Annotated in this window: 22 protein-coding genes; 16 read left to right on the top strand and 6 right to left on the bottom strand. The window is 72.4% G+C overall.

The window, feature by feature from the left end; translation table 11 throughout:
• Window positions 1-66: 66 nt before the first annotated feature.
• Both dapC and HNP84_RS17945 read left to right on the top strand, forming a co-directional pair.
• Window positions 67-1,146 carry a succinyldiaminopimelate transaminase gene (dapC, locus tag HNP84_RS17950; RefSeq protein WP_185050883.1) on the top strand — a complete coding sequence of 360 codons (1,080 nt, stop codon included), beginning with the start codon at window positions 67-69 and terminating at the stop codon, window positions 1,144-1,146.
• Between the two features lie 11 nt (window positions 1,147-1,157).
• On the top strand, window positions 1,158-1,826 hold the full coding sequence (locus HNP84_RS17945; protein ID WP_185050882.1) for a DUF4178 domain-containing protein: 669 nt from the start codon (window positions 1,158-1,160) through the stop codon (window positions 1,824-1,826).
• A gap of 3 nt (window positions 1,827-1,829) precedes the next feature.
• On the opposite strand, the gene HNP84_RS17940 is transcribed toward HNP84_RS17945, so the two are convergent.
• A complete protein-coding gene (locus tag HNP84_RS17940) occupies window positions 1,830-2,666 on the bottom strand; it encodes a hypothetical protein (protein WP_312925120.1) in 837 nt (278 codons plus the stop codon).
• Between the two features lie 123 nt (window positions 2,667-2,789).
• Between HNP84_RS17940 and HNP84_RS17935 the strand changes: the two genes are divergently transcribed.
• The 4 genes from HNP84_RS17935 (at window position 2,790) to HNP84_RS17920 (ending at window position 6,392) form a co-directional block, all read left to right on the top strand.
• The gene (locus HNP84_RS17935; RefSeq protein ID WP_185050881.1) at window positions 2,790-3,626 is read left to right on the top strand and encodes a 2,3,4,5-tetrahydropyridine-2,6-dicarboxylate N-succinyltransferase; all 837 of its coding nucleotides are present in this window, start codon (window positions 2,790-2,792) and stop codon (window positions 3,624-3,626) included.
• A 16-nt stretch (window positions 3,627-3,642) separates the two neighbouring features.
• Window positions 3,643-4,701, top strand: a complete 1,059-nt coding sequence (gene dapE, locus HNP84_RS17930; protein WP_185050880.1) for a succinyl-diaminopimelate desuccinylase — start codon at window positions 3,643-3,645, stop codon at window positions 4,699-4,701.
• 270 nt (window positions 4,702-4,971) lie between these two features.
• The gene (locus tag HNP84_RS17925; protein WP_185050879.1) at window positions 4,972-5,766 is read left to right on the top strand and encodes an LOG family protein; all 795 of its coding nucleotides are present in this window, start codon (window positions 4,972-4,974) and stop codon (window positions 5,764-5,766) included.
• Window positions 5,767-5,810: 44 nt separating this feature from the next.
• Complete coding sequence (locus HNP84_RS17920) at window positions 5,811-6,392, top strand: LOG family protein (protein ID WP_185050878.1); 582 nt, start codon at window positions 5,811-5,813, stop codon at window positions 6,390-6,392.
• 7 nt (window positions 6,393-6,399) lie between these two features.
• On the opposite strand, the gene HNP84_RS17915 is transcribed toward HNP84_RS17920, so the two are convergent.
• Complete coding sequence (locus HNP84_RS17915) at window positions 6,400-6,708, bottom strand: hypothetical protein (protein ID WP_185050877.1); 309 nt, start codon at window positions 6,706-6,708, stop codon at window positions 6,400-6,402.
• A gap of 68 nt (window positions 6,709-6,776) precedes the next feature.
• Here HNP84_RS17915 and HNP84_RS17910 point away from each other — a divergent pair, with 68 nt between their 5' ends.
• The 3 genes from HNP84_RS17910 (at window position 6,777) to HNP84_RS17900 (ending at window position 10,231) form a co-directional block, all read left to right on the top strand.
• Window positions 6,777-7,382, top strand: coding sequence for a hypothetical protein (locus HNP84_RS17910; protein ID WP_185050876.1), 606 nt, complete (start codon window positions 6,777-6,779; stop codon window positions 7,380-7,382).
• Window positions 7,383-7,672: 290 nt separating this feature from the next.
• Entirely contained in the window at window positions 7,673-8,881 is a 1,209-nt protein-coding gene (locus tag HNP84_RS17905) for a monooxygenase (RefSeq protein WP_185050875.1), read from the top strand.
• Window positions 8,882-9,661: 780 nt separating this feature from the next.
• A complete protein-coding gene (locus HNP84_RS17900) occupies window positions 9,662-10,231 on the top strand; it encodes a DNA-3-methyladenine glycosylase I (RefSeq protein WP_281396172.1) in 570 nt (189 codons plus the stop codon).
• Between the two features lie 16 nt (window positions 10,232-10,247).
• Here HNP84_RS17900 and HNP84_RS17895 read toward each other — a convergent pair whose 3' ends face one another.
• Together HNP84_RS17895 and HNP84_RS17890 are read right to left on the bottom strand one after the other, a co-directional pair.
• Entirely contained in the window at window positions 10,248-11,036 is a 789-nt protein-coding gene (locus HNP84_RS17895; protein WP_312925115.1) for an enoyl-CoA hydratase-related protein, read from the bottom strand.
• A 32-nt stretch (window positions 11,037-11,068) separates the two neighbouring features.
• Window positions 11,069-11,851: a PaaX family transcriptional regulator gene (locus HNP84_RS17890; protein WP_185050874.1), complete on the bottom strand. Its 783-nt coding sequence runs from the start codon at window positions 11,849-11,851 to the stop codon at window positions 11,069-11,071.
• Between the two features lie 178 nt (window positions 11,852-12,029).
• Here HNP84_RS17890 and HNP84_RS17885 point away from each other — a divergent pair, with 178 nt between their 5' ends.
• The gene (locus HNP84_RS17885; RefSeq protein ID WP_083502187.1) at window positions 12,030-12,197 is read left to right on the top strand and encodes a DUF3117 domain-containing protein; all 168 of its coding nucleotides are present in this window, start codon (window positions 12,030-12,032) and stop codon (window positions 12,195-12,197) included.
• Window positions 12,198-12,401: 204 nt separating this feature from the next.
• The gene (locus tag HNP84_RS17880) at window positions 12,402-13,820 is read left to right on the top strand and encodes a leucyl aminopeptidase family protein (protein WP_185050873.1); all 1,419 of its coding nucleotides are present in this window, start codon (window positions 12,402-12,404) and stop codon (window positions 13,818-13,820) included.
• Between the two features lie 9 nt (window positions 13,821-13,829).
• On the opposite strand, the gene HNP84_RS17875 is transcribed toward HNP84_RS17880, so the two are convergent.
• Window positions 13,830-14,477: an O-methyltransferase gene (locus HNP84_RS17875; RefSeq protein ID WP_185050872.1), complete on the bottom strand. Its 648-nt coding sequence runs from the start codon at window positions 14,475-14,477 to the stop codon at window positions 13,830-13,832.
• Between the two features lie 172 nt (window positions 14,478-14,649).
• On the opposite strand from HNP84_RS17875, the gene sigE reads away from it, so the two are divergent.
• The 5 genes from sigE (at window position 14,650) to HNP84_RS17850 (ending at window position 19,383) form a co-directional block, all read left to right on the top strand.
• Complete coding sequence (gene sigE, locus HNP84_RS17870; RefSeq protein WP_246518307.1) at window positions 14,650-15,348, top strand: RNA polymerase sigma factor SigE; 699 nt, start codon at window positions 14,650-14,652, stop codon at window positions 15,346-15,348.
• Window positions 15,345-15,959, top strand: coding sequence for a zf-HC2 domain-containing protein (locus HNP84_RS17865; protein WP_185050871.1), 615 nt, complete (start codon window positions 15,345-15,347; stop codon window positions 15,957-15,959). The genes sigE and HNP84_RS17865 overlap by 4 nt, the downstream gene beginning before the upstream one ends.
• Window positions 15,956-17,065, top strand: coding sequence for a sigma-E factor regulatory protein RseB domain-containing protein (locus HNP84_RS17860; protein ID WP_185050870.1), 1,110 nt, complete (start codon window positions 15,956-15,958; stop codon window positions 17,063-17,065). The genes HNP84_RS17865 and HNP84_RS17860 overlap by 4 nt, the downstream gene beginning before the upstream one ends.
• A gap of 144 nt (window positions 17,066-17,209) precedes the next feature.
• The gene (locus HNP84_RS56100) at window positions 17,210-18,883 is read left to right on the top strand and encodes a S1C family serine protease (RefSeq protein ID WP_185050869.1); all 1,674 of its coding nucleotides are present in this window, start codon (window positions 17,210-17,212) and stop codon (window positions 18,881-18,883) included.
• A gap of 128 nt (window positions 18,884-19,011) precedes the next feature.
• Window positions 19,012-19,383 (top strand): sec-independent translocase, encoded by a 372-nt coding sequence (locus tag HNP84_RS17850; protein ID WP_185050868.1) that lies wholly within the window; start codon window positions 19,012-19,014, stop codon window positions 19,381-19,383.
• A gap of 114 nt (window positions 19,384-19,497) precedes the next feature.
• Here the strand turns inward: HNP84_RS17850 and HNP84_RS17845 are convergent, their stop codons facing one another.
• On the bottom strand, window positions 19,498-20,637 hold the full coding sequence (locus tag HNP84_RS17845) for an Mrp/NBP35 family ATP-binding protein (RefSeq protein WP_185050867.1): 1,140 nt from the start codon (window positions 20,635-20,637) through the stop codon (window positions 19,498-19,500).
• Between the last annotated feature and the right edge of the window lie 100 nt (window positions 20,638-20,737).

Raw genomic sequence — 20,737 nt, 5'->3', positions numbered from 1 at the left:
CGAGCGGGTCCGCCCCTGCGCACCGGCCGTGCGGGGGCGTGCCCTGACCTCTGGGGGAAGACGATTGTGATCGCGCTGCCGGACTTTCCGTGGGATCGGCTCGCGCCGTACAAGGAGCGGGCCCAGGCCCACCCCGACGGCATCGCCGACCTGTCCGTGGGCACACCGGTGGACCCGGTGCCCGAGGTCGTCCGGCGGGCGCTGGCGGCGGCGGCCGACAGCCCCGGATACCCGATGACCTACGGCACCGCCGAGCTGCGCCGCGCCGCGGCCGGCTGGCTGCGCCGCAGGCACGGCGTGGTGGTCGAGCCGAAGGCCGTGCTGCCCACGATCGGCTCCAAGGAGCTGGTCGCCTGGCTGCCGACGCTGCTCGGCGTACGCCCCGGCCAACGCGTGATCTTCCCCGAGCTGGCCTACCCCACCTACGACGTGGGGGCCAGGCTGGCGGGCGCCGAGCCCTTCGCGACCGACGGGCTGCTCGCCCTCGGTCCCGAGCCGGTGCCGCTGGTGTGGGTCAACTCGCCGTCCAACCCCACCGGACGGGTGCTGCCCGCCGAGCACCTGCGCAAGGTGGTCTCGTGGGCGCGCGAGCGCGGCGCGGTGGTCGCCTCCGACGAGTGCTACATCGAGCTCGGGTGGGAGGAGCGGCCGGTCTCCATCCTGCACCCCGACGTGTGCGGCGGCTCCCACGAGGGGCTCCTGGCCGTCCACTCGCTGTCCAAGCGGTCCAACCTGGCCGGATACCGGGCGGCGTTCGTCGCGGGCGACCCCGAGCTCATCATGCGGCTGCTGGAGGTGCGCAAGCACGCGGGCATGATGGTGCCCGCGCCGGTCCAGGCGGCCATGACCGCCGCGCTCGACGACGACGCCCACGCCGAGGAGCAGCGCGAGCGCTACGCCGCCCGGCGGGCCCTGCTGCGGCCCGCCCTGGAGAAGGCCGGCTGGCGCGTCGAGCACTCCACCGCCGGGTTGTACCTGTGGGCCACCAACGGCGCCGGCTGCTGGGAACAGGTACGGGAGCTTGCCGAAAAGGGGATTCTGGTCGCACCCGGTGATTTCTACGGAACCGCAGGTGAGCGCCATGTCAGGATCGCTGTGACAGCTAGTGACGAGCGCATCAGTGCGGCCGTGGGACGTCTCCAGTAAGATCCCGCGGCATGACCTTTGCGGTCGTACTCGGACTCAGCGTGGCGATGCTGGTCCTGTTGCTCGTGGCCTACATCGCGACCACGCGCCAGGACCGCAAGGCGCGTGCCTCCGCGCTGCCGGCCGAGCCGCCGCCCCGGCCGGATGAGGATCGGGGCCCGGTGTTCGCGGCCCCGAGCCGTCCCAGCGGCGACTTCCCCGACCCGCGTACGATCAAGGTCGGCGACACCGTGGGCCTCCAGGGCATGCGGGCCCGGGTGCTCGGCGCGCTGCACTGGTCCTGGCGGGGCAAGGAGTGGACCGAGTACCTCCTGGAAGAGGGCGTACGCCGCTACCACTGGCTGTCGGTGGAGGAGCTGAAGGGCGCCACCGACGACGACCCGGTGGAGCTGGAGGTCCAGCTCTGGACCTCCGTGCCCACGCAGGGCATGGTCCCGGCCAAGAGCATGCTGATCATGGAGGGCGTGGAGTTCTACCCCGTCGAGCGGGGCACCGCCGCCTTCCGCTCCGAGGGCGAGACCTTCCTGCCCGACCGCGGCCTGATCGACTTCGCCGACTACCGCGCCAACGACGGCCGGCTGCTGTCCTTCGAGCGGGTGCAGGGCCAGTCGTGGACCGCCTCCTACGCCAGCCCGCTTCCGCCGGGCTCCATCACCATCGAACGCGGGCCGGGCGCCTGACCCTCAGGTGATCTGCACGTGCCTGGGGGTCGCCTCGGCGTCGTCCAGCCAGCCGTCCTGGCCGCCGTCGGCCGACCAGGCCAGGCCCGCGTAGCGCACCCGGCGCAGGCCGTACTCCTGGGCGTGGGCCACCGACCACGCCGCGATCAGCCAGCCGCGCCGCGACGAGCGGGCGCTGATCTTGCCGTCGTTGTACGCGGTGGCGCCGAGCGCCCGCACCAGCTCGCGCCGGGCCTTGTCGGGCTGCGGCGGCGCCGGGGTCTCGTCCTCCGGCGGCGGGAACCAGCAGTGCACCGCCTTGGGCACCCGCCCGGTGAACGCCTCCGCCAGGATCGTGGCGTCGCCCTCGTGCTGCGCGTACGCCGTGCCGTCGGCCGAGAGCTGCACGGCCTGCGCCGCCTCGTGCAACGGCATCGTCCGGTAGCCCTTGACCTTCACCAGGGCCGCGAAGAACCGGTTGGTGGCGTAGACGGGGTCGAGAAGCTGCTCGGGCTCGCCCCAGCCCTGCGAGGGCCGCTGCTGGAAGATCCCCAGCGAGTCGCGGTCGCCGAAGGGCAGGTTGCGCAGCTTGGACTCCTGTAACCCGGTCGCCAGCGCGATCACCACCGCCCGCATGGGCAACCGGCGGCGCTCGGCCACCGCCGCGATCGTGGCCGTGATCTCGGCCTGCTCGATCTCCAGGTTGATCGTGCCCCGCGGCGTGGTGACCTGGCAGCGTTCCCCGGCGGTGTAGGTGGTGGCGCTCTGCAACAGCTTGTACACACCGAAACCGATCAGGACGGCCAGCACGACGACGATCGCCGTGATCGTGACGGTCGTACGGGAGAATCGCCTGCGCACGCAAAGAACCTACCGGCGTGCGGACGCCGTACGCGCCAATGTATCGGCAAGGTAGCCGCGCGGGTGAGGCGGGGCCCGCGCCCCGTGACGTGTGATCGAGGAACGTTCACTAAGCTCCGTCCCATGAGCCAGAGCTTTTCCAGTCCGCTGCCGGCCGCCATCGACGAGCTGTGGGAGCGCCGCGCGGACCTCAGCCCCGACGACGTCGAGGCGCGCGGCATCGTCGTCGGCGCCGTCGATCTGCTCGACACCGGCAAGGCGCGGGTCGCCTTCGTGGACGAGGCCACCGGCGAGGTGGTCGTGGACGAGCGCGCCAAGCGCGCGATCCTGCTCAGCTTCCGGGTCCTGGGCATGACCAGGTCGCAGGTCGGCGACTTCCACCACCACGACCGCATCCCGCTCAAGACCACCCTCGACGGGGTGCGCGTGGTGCCCGGCGGCATCGCCCGCTGGGGCTCCTACCTCGCGCCCGGCGTGGTGCTGATGCCCTCCTACACCAACATCGGCGCGTACGTCGACTCCGGCACCATGGTGGACACCTGGGCCACGGTCGGCTCCTGCGCCCAGATCGGCAAGAACGTGCACCTGTCCGGCGGCGTGGGCATCGGCGGGGTGCTGGAGCCCCCGAACGCGGTCCCGGTCGTGATCGAGGACGAGGCGCTGATCGGCAGCCGCTCGATGATCGTCGAGGGCGCGCGGGTCGGCAAGGGCGCGGTCGTCGGCGCGGGCACGATCCTGTCGGCCTCGATGCCGGTCATCGACGTCCAGACCGGCGAGGAGATCAGCCGGGGCCGCATCCCCGACTGGTGCGTGGCCGTGGGCGGCACCCGGCAGAAGGAGTTCCCCGGCGGCACCTTCGGCCTGCCCTGCGTGCTGGTCCTGAAGCGGCTGGAGGAGGGGCAGCGGCACGACAAGGCCGAGCTGAACGACGTGCTGCGCCAGCACGGCGTCAACGCCTGACGGGCGGCGCGAGGACATGCGGCTGGATCTGGCGCGCGACGTCGGCGCGCTCGCGGCCCGGATCGTGGACATCGAGTCGGTCAGCGGGCAGGAGCGCGAGCTCGCCGACCTGATCGAGGGGGCGCTGCGCGACTGCGGCCACCTCGACGTCACCCGCGACGGCAACGCGGTGGTGGCCCGCACCCGCCTGGGCCGCCGCGAGCGGGTGGTGCTCGCCGGGCACATCGACACCGTGCCCGTGGCCGGCAACCTGCCGAGCCGGGTGGACGGCGACCGGCTCTACGGCTGCGGCACCTCCGACATGAAGAGCGCCGTGGCGGTCGCGCTGAAGCTGGCCGCCACGCTGACCGAGCCCAACCGCGACCTGACCTACATCTTCTACGACTGCGAGGAGATCGAGGCCGAGCGCAACGGGCTGCTCCGGCTCAGCCGCAACCACCCCGAGTGGCTGCGCGGCGATTTCGCGGTGCTGATGGAGCCCACCGACGGGCTGATCGAGGGCGGCTGCCAGGGCACCCTGCGCGCCGAGATCATCTCTCGCGGCACCCGCGCCCACAGCGCCAGGTCCTGGTTCGGCGTCAACGCCATCCACGCCATCCAGCCGATCCTGGAGACGCTCAACTCCTACCAGGCGCGGCGGCCGGTCGTGGACGGGCTGGAGTACCGCGAGGGGCTGAACGCGGTGTGGGTGCGCGGCGGGGTGGCGGGCAACGTGATCCCCGACGAGTGCGTGGTCACGGTCAACTACCGCTTCGCCCCCGACCTGGACCTGGAGGCGGCGCGGAAGCACGTGAGCGAGGTGTTCGCGGGCTACGACGTACGCTTCACCGACGGCGCCCCGGGCGCCAGGCCCGGCCTGACCCACCCCGCCGCGGCGGCCTTCACCGCCGCCGTGGGCGGCACGCCCCGGGCCAAGCTGGGCTGGACCGACGTCGCCCTGTTCTCCACGCTGGGCATCCCCGCGGTCAATTTCGGCCCCGGCGACCCGAACCTGGCGCACCAGAAGGACGAGTACGTCTCGCTGGAAAAGATCTTCGCCTGCGAGCGCGCGATGCTCGACTGGCTGGCCCTGTGAGGCCCCACGGGCGCCGGTACACATTGAAAGTGGCTTTCCTCGCCGGCCATTTGGCGGGGAAAGCCACTTTCAGTCCCGAGCAGCACCCTCGCCTCTTAGACGCAGCCTCGGCGATTTCCGGTTCCGTGGGTTCCCGGAGATTTTTCAAGATTCTTTGCCAGGGCTCCTCCGAGCCCCCGCACCCGTCCTGACCTGGGCTTCGCCGGATCGGTGCGGCCCGGACGGCGGCCGTTCACCACTTCGGGCCCCCGGTTGGTTAGCGTGAAGCGCATGAAACAGAACCGTCGCGAGCGTCGCCAGGGCCAGTCGCTGGTCCGCGGCGACTTCGTCCGAGACTCCACCTACGACCAGAGGCTGCTCGACCGGCAGGGCCCGGCCGAGTGGCTGCACATGGACCCCTGGCGGGTGATGCGCATCCAGGCGGAGTTCGTCGAAGGCTTCGGTCAGCTCGCCGAGCTTCCCCCGGCGGTCACGGTGTTCGGCTCCGCCCGCACCCCCACCGACTCGCCCGAGTACGAGACCGGCGTGGCCGTCGGCCGGGCCCTGGCCGAGGCCGGATACGCCGTCATCACCGGCGGCGGCCCCGGCTGCATGGAGGCCGCCAACCGGGGCGCCAAGGAGGCCGGCGGCGTCTCCGTCGGGCTCGGCATCGAGCTGCCCTTCGAGCAGCGGATGAACGACTACGTAGACCTCGGCATAGAGTTCCGCTACTTCTTCGTGCGCAAGACCATGTTCGTCAAGTACGCCTGCGGCTTCGTCGCCCTGCCCGGCGGCTTCGGCACGCTGGACGAGCTGTTCGAGGCGCTGACCCTGGTGCAGACCAAGAAGGTGACCTCCTTCCCCGTCGTACTGGTGGGCACGCGCTTCTGGAGCGGCATGGTCGACTGGATCCGCGACACGCTCCAGGCCACCGGCAAGATCTCCCCGCACGACCTGGACCTGATCTCGGTCACCGACGACGTGGCCGAGACCGTGAAGATCATCGCCGACGCCGACCGGCTCCGCGCCGGCCGCCTCGCCGAGGAGGAGCAGGCCGTCGCCAACACGGTCGCCGACGCCCAGTGACGCCCGCCGCGGCCCCGCCCGCGCCGGCGCACTAGGCTGTCGGCGTGTTCGTCTGCGTCTACTGTGCATCCAGTCAGAAGATCGATCAGAAGTATCTCGACCTGGCGGCCGAGGTGGGCGCGGAGCTCGCGCGCCGGGGCCACTCCCTGGTCAGCGGCGGAGCCAAGATCTCCTGCATGGGCGCGGTGGCGCGGGCCTGCCGCGCCGGCGGGGGACGTACGATCGGGGTGATCCCGCGGGTCCTGGTGGACATCGAGGTCGCCGACGAGGAGTCCGACGAGCTGATCGTCACCGCCGACATGCGCGAGCGCAAGGGCGTCATGGACGCGCGCTCCGACGCCTTCCTCGTGCTGCCCGGCGGCATCGGCACGCTGGAGGAGCTGTTCGAGATCTGGAGCGGCCGGGTGCTCGGCATCCACGAGCGTCCGCTGGTCGTGCTCGACCCGTGGGGCCTGTACGGCCCGCTGCGCGAGCTGATCTCCGGCATGTACGACGAGGGCTTCACCCGCCCCCACGTCTTCGACGCCATCACGTGGACCACGACGGTCGATGAGGCCATGACCCACCTGGAGTCGCCGGCCCGCCCCCTCACCCCCAGCGTGGCCGAGCAGGCCGAAGCGGAGTAGCGCCCGCTCAGGCCAGCCCGCGCCGGGTGAGGGTCGGCGGACGCCGCCCGGCGATGGTCTGCGTCATCTGCACCGCCTGCCGCAGCCGGTCGGGCCTGCGGGTGCGGAACACCCGCGCCCCCAGCCAGGCGCAGACGGACGCCGCCGCGACCTCCGCCGCCTCCTCGTCACCCTCGGCCACGGGCCCGGCCAGTTCCAGCGGGGTGACGACGACGACCCGCCCCGCCTGCACGAAACGTTCGACCTCCGCGATCGAGCGCGCCTCGGCCCACTCCGGATCGACCAGCTCCGACATGCCGACAACCAGGGCCTCCATGCCCGCGATCGTACGCGAGCCTCCCGACACCAACGCCCCCCGGTGGGGAGTTGTGGCACGATTCGTATGTGCTGGTCGTACTCGCCCTAGCCGCCCTGGCCATCGTGGCCGGCGTGGTGCTGGTCGCCATGGGCCGCGGCGGTGAGCTCACCGAGTTCCCCCCCGACGTGCCCCCGCTCGACCTGCCCGACGCCGGTCAGCTCGCCGCGGTGGACTTCATGGCCCTGCAACTGCCCGTGAGCCTCGTCGGCTACCACACGCAGAGCGTCGATGAGACCCTGCGCCGCGCCGCCGGAGCGATCAGCGCCCGAGACACCAAGATCGCCGTCCTGGAGCAGCGGGTCACCGAACTCCTGGCCAGCCGCCTCTACGCCCGCCAGGAGGCCCAGGCCACCCCCACCCGCCCCGCCCACCGGCCCCGTACCGACCACGAGCCCCAAGGCCCTCCCGACCTCCCCACCCTCCCCGAATCCGGCGACCCCACCCCCTCCCACGGCCACCACCCGCCCTACGAGGCCCGCGAGGAGTCCCCCAAGGACACCGAGGACGGCAAGGACGCCAAGGACGCCAAGGACACCGAGGACGCGGAGCACATCGAGGACGCCAAGCAGGCCGAGGACGCCGCGGAGGCCAAGGACGCCGAGGAACCGGCAGACTCCCGCAAGCCCCTGTAGCGCACGATCCGCAAGGGCTCCGGCGTCCCGCCCGTCCGGTAGGCCGTCGCCCACCCCCGCTACCACCACGCCCCGGCGCCCGTGGCGCTCCGGGCCGGCCGCGTTGGGCCCCATCCCAGGACCGTAGGCGCGCACAACGGCACACGCCCGCACCCGCCCGTGGAGATCAAGCCTGCGTGGCCCACACGCCGGCGAGCCCCGGGATGATCGCCGCCCCCGCCCAGCATGGGGCGACGCCCCGGTGACGGATGCGTGACGGTGTGGCGACGCTGCGTGCCTATGGTCGAAGAATGAGGTTCAGACATCTTGCAGCCATCGCGTTGGCGTCGCTCACCGTGGTCGCGTGCGGGGCGTCGCCGGTGGCGGACCAGAACACCACGAGCGCGGCCGGGGCCGCCCGCGCGGCGAGCGGCGGCCACGTGCACGGCGGCCCGCCGCCGCCCGCCGCCCCGTTACGCAGCGGCGAGTGGTTCAAGCAGGTCGGCTTGGAGCGGCCGTACCGGCCCACACCCCCACAGGGGGGCATGGACGACTACCGGTGCTTCCTGATCGACCCACAGTTCGACGAGGCCGTCTACATCACGGGCACCCAGGTCCTGCCGCAGAACCAGGAACTCATGCATCACGCCATCCTGTCGCGGCTCGACCCCTCCGGGGTGGAGCACGCCAGGAGCGTGGACGCCGCGGACGAGGGCGACGGCTGGCAGTGTTTCGGCGGCACCGGGCTCTCCCAGGGCGTGGGGATGCACGGCGGCGAGGCCTCCAGCGAGACCTACATCGGCGGCTGGTCGCCCGGCCACAACGAGACCCTGCTCGGCGACCCCGCCGGCTACAGAGTGGAGCCCGGCAGCCTGATCGTGCTCCAGGTGCACTACAGCCTGCTGACCACCGGCGGAGCGCCGGGCCCGACCGATCAGTCCTCCATCCGCCTGCGCCTCATGCCGGGCACCGCGGACGTGACCCCGCTGAAGGGCCTGCTGCTGCCGGCGCCGGTCGAGCTGCCGTGCACCGCCGAGGAGTCGGGCCCCCTGTGCGAGCGCGGCAAGGCGATCGACGACCTGGTCAAGCGCACCGGCCCGCAGGCGCGAGACATGATCGAGCAACTGAACACGCTGTGCAACAAGGGCGCCGTCCCGGCCCCCGGCCCCACCCAGCACTGCGACATCCCGGTACGCGACCCGGTCCTGCTGTACGCGGTCGGGCCGCACATGCACCTGCTCGGCCGCTCCATCAAGGTGGACCTCAACCCGGGCACACCGGGCGAACGGACACTCCTCCACCAGCGGTCGTACAACTTCGACGACCAGTCGCCCCAGCGCCTGCCCCGCCCCCTCCGCCTCGACGCCGGCGACATCGTACGGGTGAGCTGCACCCACGACGCGTCCCTGCGGTCCAAACTGCCCGAACTCAAACCCCTCCCGCCCCGCTACGTCGTGTGGGGCGACGGGACCAGCGACGAGATGTGCCTGGCCCTGCTCATCACGGCCACCAAGTTCTGACCATCGCGACATGAAGCCGTGGGCGCGCACCCCCGCCCACCCACCCGATCGACCGGCCCCGGCGTTCTCCCCTTCGCCGGGGCCGGTCCACGCGGCGCCAACGGGCCCGCCGCCCCCTCCACCGGGGCCGCATGCGGCAGGTCAGGGGTGGCGGGCGGACCCCAGCCGCTCGGCCCTCCGCGCGACCGCGTGCGGGCGTGGGCAGACGCGAGGAGAGACGTGCGGTCGCGTGCCGCCCGCCCTTCGAAGGGCCGCTGGGCGGGCGAGGGCGGGCGCCGTGGCCGCATGCGGCGGGCGGAGGTGGCGCAGGCCCCGACCGCTCGGCCCTCCGCGCGACCGCGTGCGGGCGCGGGCAGACGCGAGGAGAGACGTGCGGTCGCGTGCCGCCCGCCCTTCGAAGGGCCGCTGGGCGGGCGAGGGCGGGCGCCGTGGCCGCATGCGGCGGGCGGGGGTGGCGCAGGCCCCGACCGCTCGGCCCTCCGCGCGACCACGGACGGGCACGGGCAGACGCGTTCAGACGCGTTCAGGCGCGTGCGAAGCGCGCTCCAAGAGGGCTGGCGGGCGCGTGCGAACGCGTGAGGCGTGCGTTGGCAGCATCACGGCCCTGCTCTCATCGTGGGCTCGGGCCCTTACCGGAGGGCCCTGGCGGGTCCGGTGCGGGCTGGGGTCGTACGCCCCCCGGGCCAGGGCCGGTGAAGGCGGCGGGCGGGGAGTGGGGGTGGAGTGTCGGTGGGAGGGCGTAGGGTGGCTGGGTTGGTCAGGAATGGGGTTTGGGGAGATATGGGCGATTTGGGGGATACGCGGATTCGGTGTGGATGGGCGAATTCTGCTCCGGATTATGTTGCTTACCATGACGAGGAGTGGGGGCGTCCGGTTCGGGGGGATGATGGGGTTTTTGAGCGAATGACCCTTGAAGCGTTCCAATCCGGGTTGTCGTGGTTGGTAATCCTGCGGAAGCGGGAGAACTTCCGTAAGGCGTTCTCCGGGTTCTCCATTCCGGCGGTGGCGGCCTACACCGAGGAGGATGTGGAGCGGCTGCTGCTCGACGCCGGGATCGTGCGCAACCGGGCCAAGATCGAGACGGCCATCGCCAACGCCCGGGTGGCCATGGAGGTGCCCGAGGGGCTGTCGGAGCTGGTGTGGCGGTATGCCGATCCCGGGGCGCCGGTGCCGGCCACGGCGGCCGACGTGCCGGCGCAGACCGCGGGGTCGAAAGCGCTGGCCAAGGAGTTGAAACGGCGTGGGTTCCGGTTTGTCGGGCCCACTACGGCATATGCGTTGATGCAGGCCATCGGGCTGGTGAATGACCACATCGCCGACTGCTGGGTGCGGCGGGAGATTTCGGCTTAGCCGTTTTCTGGGTTTGTTAGTGGCCTTTGAACGTGGGGCGTTCTTTGGCGAGGAATGCCCTGGTCGCCGACAAGTGGTCGTCGGTCGCGGCGCATGCGTCCTGGAGGTCGGCCTCCAGGTCCAGGGTCTGGGCCAGGCTGTGCCAGGACGCGTACGACAGCGCCCGCTTCGTCGCCGCGTACGCGCGCGTGGGGCCCTCGGCCAGGCGCGCGGCCAGTTCGTGGGCGGCCTTGGGCAGCTCGCCGGCGGGCACGACCCGGGTGACCAGGCCGAGTTCCAGTGCGCGGGCGGCGGTGACCGGCTCGCCGAGCAGGAGCATCTCGGCCGCCGCCGCGGGGCCCACCAGGCGCTGCAGGGTCCACGACGCGCCCGAGTCGGGGGCCAGGCCGATGCCGGTGAAGGCCATGGCGAACTTCGCGGTGTCGGCGGCGACGCGCAGGTCGCAGGCGAAGGCCAGCGCGGCCCCCGCACCGGCCGCCACCCCGTTGACCGCGGCCACCACCGGCTTGCCCATCTCGGTGATCGCGCGCACGATCGGGTTGTAGTGCTGGCGCACGGTGTCGTCCAGGCCCCGGCCGGCCTCCAGGTTCTCCGCGTGCTGGCGCAGGTCCTGGCCGGCGCAGAAGGCGCGGCCCGACCCCGTGAGCAGCACCGCCCGTACGTCGTCGTCGGCCGCGGCCCGCTCCAGCGCGTCGCGCAGCTCCACCTTCATCTCCGCGATCAGCGAGTTCATCGAGTCGGGACGGTCGAGGGTGATCGTGGCGATGTGGTCGGTGACGTCGTGCCGTACGTAACGGGCGCTCACGGTCGGTCCTTTCCGGATGCGGTCGGATCAGGTCACAGGTCGGCGAGGGTGCGGTCCACGAAGGCCGCGGCGGCGGGCAGCAGGCGGGCGGCCTCCTGCTCGAAGTAGGCCCTGGCCTTCTCACCCGGCCAGCCTGGCGGCAGCAGCTCGGCGGGAAGCCCCGGGTCACGGAACAGGAAGTTGCGCCACCCGTGGACCAGTCTGCTCCTCACCGCGAACACACGATCGTCCGGGGCGTCGTCGGGCAGGCCGTCGATGAGCTCGGCCGCCTGGGCCAGCCACGACTCGTACGCCCGGCCGATGCCGGCCAGGTCCCAGGCGCGGGCGACCAGCTCGCGGGGGTCGCCGTCGAGGACGGCCTCGAAACGGTCGGCGCGCACCTGCTCGGCGGCGAGCAGCGTGTTCAGCTCGGGGGAGGGCCTGGGCCCGATCCAGGTGGCCTCGGAGAGCGGCGCGTAGCCGAGGAAGGCCAGGTCGGCGCGCAGGCGTTCGCGCTTGGGGCGCTCGCGCACGGGCTCCAGGACGATCATGTGCCAGCGTTCGGACCAGGTGATCCTACCGGCTCGGTAAATTCTCAGTGCGGTCTCGTCCAGGCGGCTCACGCACTTGGGGGTGACCGCGTAACCCGGGCCGGCCGGCAGCCTGACCGGCGCCAGCCAGCCCTGGCGGACCATGCGCGATATCGCCGTGCGCACCGCCGGTGCGGCGATGTCCAGGGGCGCGAGCAGCCGTACGAGCGCGGCCACCGAGGCGCGTCCTCCGCGGGAACGAAGGTGGTCGCCGTAGAGGTCGAATAACGCGGCGCGGGCGTTCACGCAGTCCAGTTTGGCCGTCTGAAGGGGGCCCTACAACGCATTCTGGGAGGAGATCGTTACCCGGTAGCCGCCGGGAGGCGGGATAATAGGACATCACAGAAGACGTGAATGCGTCGGCCGCCCATAACCGGGGGGCCGAGAATCGCAACCGCGGCCCAAGGCTAGAAGGGATGCACGCATGGCGGCGATGAAGCCGCGGACCGGCGATGGTCCGCTGGAGGTCACCAAGGAAGGACGGGGCATTGTCATGCGGGTCCCCCTGGAGGGTGGCGGCCGGCTGGTCGTGGAACTCTCTGCCGACGAGGCGAGCGCACTCGGGGACGCGCTGAAGAACGTCGTCGGCTGACCCGGGCCGTCGATCCCTCGCGTCCCCTCGCGAGGCGAGGCTCGCGGGCGCGAGCCAGGCCGGGCCGGTGGCGCGGGCCCGGAGTGGCGGCGTCCCGGTGAGCGCGGCCCCATAGACGTGTGCGACGGCCCTGGCCGCCGGACCCCGGAGGGGGTGTCCGCGCCGGGGCCGTCGTATGTGGATGTCGAGAAGGAGTTGCAGCAGGTGCCCATCGAGACCTCGATCACCGTGACCGATCGGCCCCGACCCGGCGCGACCCTGGTGGCCGTGCCGTTCGACCGGGATCTGACGCCGGCCGTGCCCGGGGATCTCGAACCTCCGGTGCCGCTGGCGGGGCTGCTCCCCGCCCACCAGGCCAAGGGCGACCCGGGCGAGATCGTGGAGACCCCCTTCGCCCGCGGCGAGGAGGTGGGGCGGCTGCTGTGCTACGGCGTCGGCGACCGCGGCCAGGCCGCGCTGCGCAAGGCGGGCGCGGCGCTCGCCCGGCGGGCCAGGAGCCGCGAGGCGCTGACCGTGGTGCTCCCCGAGGGCGTCCAGGCCGCGCCGCTGGTCGAGGGCGCGCTGCTGGCCTCCTACTCGTTCTCGATGGGCGAGCAGCCGTCGAAGGCGGTCCGGTCGATCGAGTTCGCCGGCGCCGACGCCGGTGAGGTGCGGCGGGGCGAGGTCTTCGCCCGCGCGGTGGGGCTGGCGCGCGATCTGGCGAACATGCCGTCGTCGGTGAAGCACCCGCAGTGGCTGGCCGAGCGGGCCGCCGAGCAGGGCGTGCCGGTGCGGGTCTGGGACGAGCACGAGCTGCGGGCGGGCGGCTTCGGCGGCCTGATCGCGGTCGGCAAGGGCTCGCCGCGCCCGCCGCGGCTGATCCAGCTCTCCTACGAGCCCGACGACCCCGACGGCCGGCACATCGTGCTGGTGGGCAAGGGCATCACGTTCGACAGCGGCGGCCTGTCCCTCAAGCCGACCGAGAACATGAAGCTGCAGAAGACCGACATGGCGGGCGGCGCGGTGGTGATCGCGGTGCTGGGCGTGCTGCGCGAGCTGGGCGTGCGGGCGCGGGTCACCGGGCTGGTCGCCTCGGCCGAGAACATGCCCTCGGGTTCGGCGCAGCGGCCCAGCGACGTGATCACGCAGTACGGCGGGCGTACGGTCGAGGTGCTCAACACCGACGCCGAGGGACGGCTGGTGCTGGCCGACGCCCTCGCGTACGCCGACGCCGAGCTCGACCCCGACGTGATGGTGGACATCGCCACCCTCACCGGGGCGGTCCGGGTGGCCCTGGGCAACGACGTCGGCGCCGTGTACGCCACCGACGACGACCTGGCGGCGGCGCTGCTGGCCGCGGGCGACCGCAGCGGCGACCGGCTGTGGCGAATGCCACTCGTCGAGGAGTACGCCCCGGCGCTGGAGTCGTCGGTCGCCGACCTGGCCAACGTCGAGTCCGGCTCCACGTACGGCGCGGGCTCGATCACCGCGGCCCTGTTCCTGCGCGAGTTCACCGGCAAGCGGCCCTGGGCCCATCTGGACATCGCGGGCGTGGGGCGCAGCGGCAGCGACGAGGGCGTGCTGACCAAGGGCGCCACCGGCTACGGCGTACGGCTGCTGCTGTCCTGGCTCACCGAGGGCTGAGCCGGGGCGCTACGCCGCGATCTTGATCGCGGTGAGCAGGCCGTCGCCCAGCGGGATGAGCAGCGGGCGCAGCCGGTCGTCGGCGCGGATCAGCTTGCCCAGCTCCCTGATCGCCACGGTGTCGGGGTCGCGCCGGGAGGGGTCGGCGACGCGGTCGTGCCACAGCGCGTTGTCGAAGGCCACGATGCCGCCCACGCGCAGCAGGCGCACCGCCTCGGCCAGGTAGTCGGCGTACTCCTGCTTGGCGGCGTCGGCGAAGACCAGGTCGTAGCCGCCGTCGGACAGGCGGGGCAGCACGTCCAGGGCCCGGCCGGTGATCAGCCGGGTGCGGCCGCCGGCGAAGCCGGCCTGCGAGAACGCCTGGCGGGCCAGGCGCTGGTGCTCGGGCTCGACGTCCACGCTGGTCAGCGTGCCGTCGGGGCGCATGCCGCGCAGCAGCCACAACCCCGAGACGCCGCATCCGGTGCCGACCTCGACCACCGACTTGGCGGTGATCGCGGTGGCGAGGAAGCAGAGCGCCGCACCCACTCCGGGCTGGATCGGCGTGGCTCCCACCTCGACTCCGCGGGCCCGCGCCGCCCGCAGGATCTCGTCCTCGGGGTGGAACTCCTCGGCATAGGCCAGAGTGGCCTCCACCGGACTTGCCGCCGAGTCCATTGGCCTCTCCTCCCTGCTTTTCGCCGTACGCACTGTTTGACTCGCTGGTCGCAGCCTAGGGGAGGGAAGCCGGATCGGGAACTCATGTGGTGCCCGGTGCGTTGCACGGTTTAAGCGGCCTTTGCCGGATCACACGGAAGTCCGTACGCACGAAGGGGCGAAACCAGGCACTATGGCGATAGCGGTGGTCCCGGAGAGAGGAGCGCTGGTGGACGACCACCAGGCGGAAACTCCCGTGTCCGAATGGACCCCTCCCACGTGGGAGGAGGTCGTCCGGACACACTCGGCGCGGGTGTACCGGCTCGCCTACAGGCTGACCGGGAACGTCCATGACGCCGAAGACCTCACTCAAGAGGTCTTCGTCCGGGTGTTCCGGTCTTTGTCCAACTACACGCCCGGCACCTTCGAGGGCTGGCTGCACCGCATCACCACGAACCTGTTCCTGGACATGGCGCGGCGCAGGCAGCGGATCAAGTTCGAGGGGCTGGCCGACGACGCGGCCGAGCGGCTGCGCGGGCGCGAGCCCTCGCCCGCGCAGGCGTACGACGACACGCACCTCGAACCCGACATCCAGGCCGCGCTCGACGCGCTGGCCCCGGAGTTCCGGGCCGCCGTGGTGCTGTGCGACATCGAAGGGCTGTCCTACGAAGAGATCGCGGCCACGCTCGGCGTGAAGCTGGGCACGGTCCGCAGCCGGATCCACCGCGGCCGTGCCCAGTTGCGCGAGGCGCTGGAGCATCGGGCGCCACGCGGCGGAGCTCTCCCCCCGGCGATGACGAGCGGGGAGGGGATCATGACACAGCGCGACACCGTGACCGAGCGCGGCTATGGCGAAGGCCAGGACGAGCCGATGGGCGAGGAGCTGGCATGAGTCATCTTGGAGAGCGTGTCTCCGCGCTCGTGGACGGCGAACTGAGCCACGGCGAGCGCGAGCGGGCGCTCGCGCACCTGACCTTCTGCGCCGACTGCCGGGCGGAGGTCGAGTCGATGCGGGCGCTGAAGAGCAGGCTGAGGTCGCTCGACGGGCCGGCGATGCCCGCCGACCTCACCATGTCGCTGCTGCGCATGGCCGAGCCGGGCGGCCCGCTGCCGCCCCGCGTACGGCCGTTCCCCGACGCGCAGCGCACCTTCGGCGGGGTGCCGATCCCGGCGATGCACGGCATCGCGCCGCCCGACAACCGGCCCCGCGGCCGGGCCAAGAGCCGGGGCGGCCGGGCCCGCAAGGCGGGGTACGTCGCGGTCGGCATGGCCTCGGCGGCGGTGGCGTTCGGCACGATGTTCGTGGTCGGCGGGCTGCCCACCACGCCGGCGGTGGTGCCGCAGATGGAGAAGTTCGCCAACCAGCACAAGACCACCGTCCCGTACGGCGGCGCCGGCTGGATCCAGAAGGACCACGGCCCGTCGGCGCCCACGCCGACGCCGACCCCGACGCCCACCTCTTCGCCGTTCGGCACGTCCGGCCCCGCGCAGCGGACCCGGTGACACGGCTGCCCCACGCCGTGGTCCTGGCGGCCGTGGTGCTGCTGGGCATGGTCGTGCTGACCGCCGCCCCGGCTCCCGCCGCGCCCCGTACCGACATGCCCCGCAACGACGGCGGGGCCCGTGAGGACGGCGGGCTGGAGCTGCTGCGCCAGGCCGCGGTGGCGGGGCGCACTCAGGAGTACTCCGGGGTGAGGTCGGTCACGATGGCGACCGGCGCCGGCACGGTCTCGGCCACGCTGGAGGTGCGCAACACCGCCGGCGCGGGCCTGAGCGTCCGTACGCGGGCGGCGGGCGGCGGGGGGACCTGGAGCACCGGGATCGACCCGGGCTCGCTCGCGGGGGGCCTGGCGGCCCCGCACGAGGGCATGCTGGACGTACTCGCCCGAAACTACGACATCGTGACCGCGGGCGGCGGCACCGTGTGCGGCAGGAGCGCCCGGATCGTGCTGGCGCTGCGCGACGACGGCACCACGGCCGCCCGCTTCTGGCTGGACGACGCCACCCGGCTGGTGCTGCGCCGGGAGATCATGGACGCCCACGGCCGGGTCAGCCGCGACGACGCCTTCACCGACGTGGCCATCCCGCACCCGCACCTTCCGGCCGCCACGGCCCGCTCCGGCGTCCTGGCCACGCCCGCCGGCCCCGCCGCCGAGGTCCCCGACGCCGCCACGCTCGACACGCTGCGGCGGCACGGCTGGCGGTTCGCCGAGACCCTGCCCGGCAGGTTCGAGCTGTTCACGGCGGGCGAGATGGAGGGCGACCGGACAACCGGACCTTACGTATATCTCGGCTATTCGGATGGCTTGTCGGTAGTGTCGGTGTTTATCCAACCAGGTCACCTGGACGAGGAGCATCTGACGGGGTGGCATGCTCACGTCCGCGCTGGGCATACGATCTGGACCCGTGACTCATCGGGGCAGGCACAGGGGCAGGAGGCGATCTGGGCAAGTGGGGGACAGGTCTACACCGTCCTGGCCGACGCACCGGCCGAGGTGGTGGACGCCGCGATCGCCGCGTTCCCGCACGAGCGCGAGCCCGGCCTGTGGGCCCGGATGGCGCTCGGCGCGGCACGTCTTCTCGCCTGGGTCAACCCCTTCGGAGAGTAACGACCCCCTTTACATCTCTCGTATGTCACCGCCGCGACAATTGGCGTGTTACCGCGATCAGTGGCGGGCGATGAGCCGAGGAGTGGTGAGAAAGCGATGACCGACGAGAGGCGCACCCAGACCACTTGGGAGGGTGAACTCCGCGTGCCGTCGGACTTGCACGAGCCTGATCGCCCGGAGGAGCAGGCCCGCGAGAACGGCGGTGAGGAGCGCAGGCCACCCCGGCCGGAGTTCCTGCCCGCCGGCGGCGACGCGGCCTACCGCGCCCGCGCCGGGATCGGCGGCGCCGATCGCGGCGGCCGGCTGGACGACGTCGCCTGGCCCGACGACCTCGGCGGCCTCGGGGGTGCCGGCGAGTTCCGGTCGGGCGGTATCGGCTCGGGCGGTATCGGCGACGACGGCCGGCCCGAGAGCGGCCGGCATGACGACGGCCGCGACGACGGGCGGCGCGGCAACGGCGACACCCGGGTCTACCCGACGGCGATCCAGCCGATGACCGGCCCCGTGCCCGCGGCCCCGCCCCCGCCGGCGACGGCCACCGGCATGGGTCCGGGCTGGGCCCCGCCGCCGGGTGCGGCCCCCGGCTCCAGCGGGCCCGGAATCCCCGGAGCCCTCGGAGCCCCCGGAGTCCCGGGCGGGCCGGGCGGTCCGGGCGGCGCCGCGCAGTTCGCGGCCGACAGCCCGATCAGGCGGGGGCCGAGGCTCGGCGTGCTGGTGTTGCTCGGGCTGGTCATCGCGCTGGTCGCCTCGACGATCGCCAGCGTGAGCACGTACATGCTGACCCGCGAGGGCAGCGGCACGGGCACCGACCCGTCCTACAGCCTGGGCGCCGCGCCCAGCGGCTCGGTGAACCGGGCCCCCGAGTCTGTCGCCGGGGTGGCCAACAAGGTCCTGCCCAGCGTGGTCTCGCTGGACGTCGAAGGCGGCGGCCGGGGCGGCACCGGCGGTTCCGGGTTCGTGATCAAGGGCGGCTACATCGTCACCAACAACCACGTGGTCGCGCCGGCCGCGCAGGGCGGGACCATCACGATCCACTTCAACAACCGCAAGACCACCGAGGGCCGCATCGTCGGCCGCGACCCCGAGTCCGACCTGGCCGTGGTGAAGCCGGAGGAGACCTTCGGCGCCCCGGAGATCGCGCTGGGCAACTCCGACAGCGTCGTGGTCGGCGACCCGGTGATCGCGATCGGCTCGCCGCTCGGCCTGTCCGGCACGGTGACCACCGGCATCGTCAGCTCGCTGAACCGGCCGGTCGTCGCGGGCGGCGAGGCCGGCCTGATGGACACCAGCTACATCAACGCGATCCAGACCGACGCCGCGATCAACCCCGGCAACTCGGGCGGCCCGCTGGTCGACAGCGCCGGCCAGGTGATCGGGGTCAACTCCGCGATCGCCACGGTGAGCCAGACCACCGAGGAGCAGGGCGGCAGCATCGGCCTCGGCTTCGCCATCCCGATCAACCACGCCCGCCGCGTGGTCGAGGACCTGATCACGACCGGCAGCGCCCGCACCTCGCGGATCGGCATCAGCATCGACCCCGAGTACCAGGGCGAGGGCGTGCGGATCGCCTCGCAGGCCCAGCAGGGCACCAACCCGGTCGAGCCGGGCGGCCCGGCCGACAAGGCGGGGCTCAAGCCGGGTGACATCATCCTGGAGCTGAACGGCACGGCGGTGCAGGACAGCCGGGAGCTGATCGTGCTGATCCGGAGCAAGGCCCCGGGCGACAAGCTGACCGTGAAGTACCGCCGCGGTGGCCAGGAGCTGACCACCACGGTAACCGTCGAGGCCAGCCCCGTCCCGACCCCGCAACCGTCCTGATCGTCACGCCGGGCCCCCGCGATGCGGGGGCCCGTCCGTTGAGCACAGCACGGGATGCGGCCATTAGTCTGGGAGCGGTGAGGGCCGTACCGGACGAGCGGTCCCATAGTTCGCGGTAGGAGATCCCGGTGTTCGGACTCGGCTGGTTTGAGGTCGTGGCGCTCGTGGTGATCGCCCTGCTCGTCTTCGGCCCGGAGAAACTGCCCCAGGCGGCGGCGCAGGCGGGGCGTACGCTGCGCCAGCTCCGGCGCATGGCCAACAGCGCCAAGGCCGACCTGCAGGCGGGGCTCGGCCCGGAGTTCGCCAACTTCGACCCGGCCGACCTCAACCCCAAGACGTTCGTGCGCAAGCACCTGCTCGACGACCTTGAGGACGACTGGAACGACACCTCCCGCGCCCACAACCGCGAGGTGCTCAACGGCAGCGTCGCCACCGACCCCGAGCCGATCCCGGAACTGGGCTACGGCGAGATCCCACCGTACGACACCGAAGCCACGTAGCTTATTGCGATTGCTGCGCAATGCGCGAGCTTGGGCGCATCGCGGGTCGTGGCACATGTAAAGAGCGCCCCCGGTCACTCAGGAACCCGGGGCGCTCTTCGCTTGGGGCGGCCGTCAGCGGCCGACGGGCGACAGGTTCAGGTGCAGGCCCTTGAGGCTGGAGGACTTCTTGCTCAGGCCGTCGGCGATGCGGCGTAGCTCGGCCGCGGCCGGGGAGTCGGGGTCGGTCAGCACCAGCGGCTTGCCCTCGTCGCCGCCTTCGCGCAGGCGCATGTCGATCGGCACCTGACCGAGCAGCGGGACGCGGGCGCCGAGGGTGCGGGTGAGCGCGTCGGCGACGGTCTGGCCGCCGCCCTCGCCGAAGACGGCGATGCGCTCGTCGCAGTGGGGGCAGGGCAGCCAGGCCATGTTCTCGATCACGCCCGCGATCTGCTGGTGGGTCTGGGCAGCGATGGAGCCGGCCCGCTCGGCCACCTCGGCGGCGGCCTGCTGCGGCGTGGTGACCACCAGGATCTCGGCGGTCGGCATGCGCTGCGCCACCGAGATGGCGATGTCGCCGGTGCCCGGGGGCAGGTCCATCAGCAGCACGTCGAGGTCGCCCCAGTAGACGTCGGCGAGGAACTGGTGCAGGGCCCGGTCGAGCATCGGACCGCGCCAGACGACCGCGGTGTTGCCCGGCGGCTTGAACATGCCCACCGAGATCACCTTGATGTCGTGGGCGACCGGCGGCATGATCATGTCTTCGACCTTGGTGGGCCGCTCGCTCACGCCGAGCATGCGCGGCACCGAGTGCCCGTAGATGTCGGCATCGACCACGCCGACCTTGAGCCCCTTCGCGGCCATGCTCGCCGCGAGGTTGACCGTGACCGAGGACTTGCCCACGCCGCCCTTGCCGCTGGCCACCGCGAACACGCGGGTGAGCGAGCCGGGCTTGGCGAAGGGGATCTCCTTCTCCGGGCCGCGGTCGCCGCGCAGCCGGGTCTGCAGCGCCTTGCGCTGCTCGGTGCTCATGACGTCCATCTCGACGCTCACGTCGCGCACGCCGTCGAGCCGGCCGACCGCCGCCTTGACGTCACGGGTGATCGTGTCGCGCATCGGACAGCCGGCCACCGTGAGGTAGACCCCCACACGCACCATCCCGTCCGGGGAGATGTCGACGCCCTTGACCATGTCGAGTTCGGTGATGGGGCGACGGATCTCAGGGTCGTTGACCGTGGCCAGCGCCGCCTTCACCTGTTCCGGGGTAGGTGCCATGCGTCCATGGTATGAACCCTGGGGCGGTATGCAGAACGGCAGGCGGCGTTTGACCGCGTCGCCCTAGGTCCATGCGCGTGCAACGTTCTAGACTCGCGAT

The sequence above is a fragment of the Thermocatellispora tengchongensis genome (genome assembly GCF_014202315.1).
GTDB classification, from domain to species: Bacteria; Actinomycetota; Actinomycetes; order Streptosporangiales; family Streptosporangiaceae; genus Thermocatellispora; species Thermocatellispora tengchongensis.
Note: the sequence above shows the minus strand (reverse complement) of the source record. Positions and strands in the feature narration are given on the sequence as shown.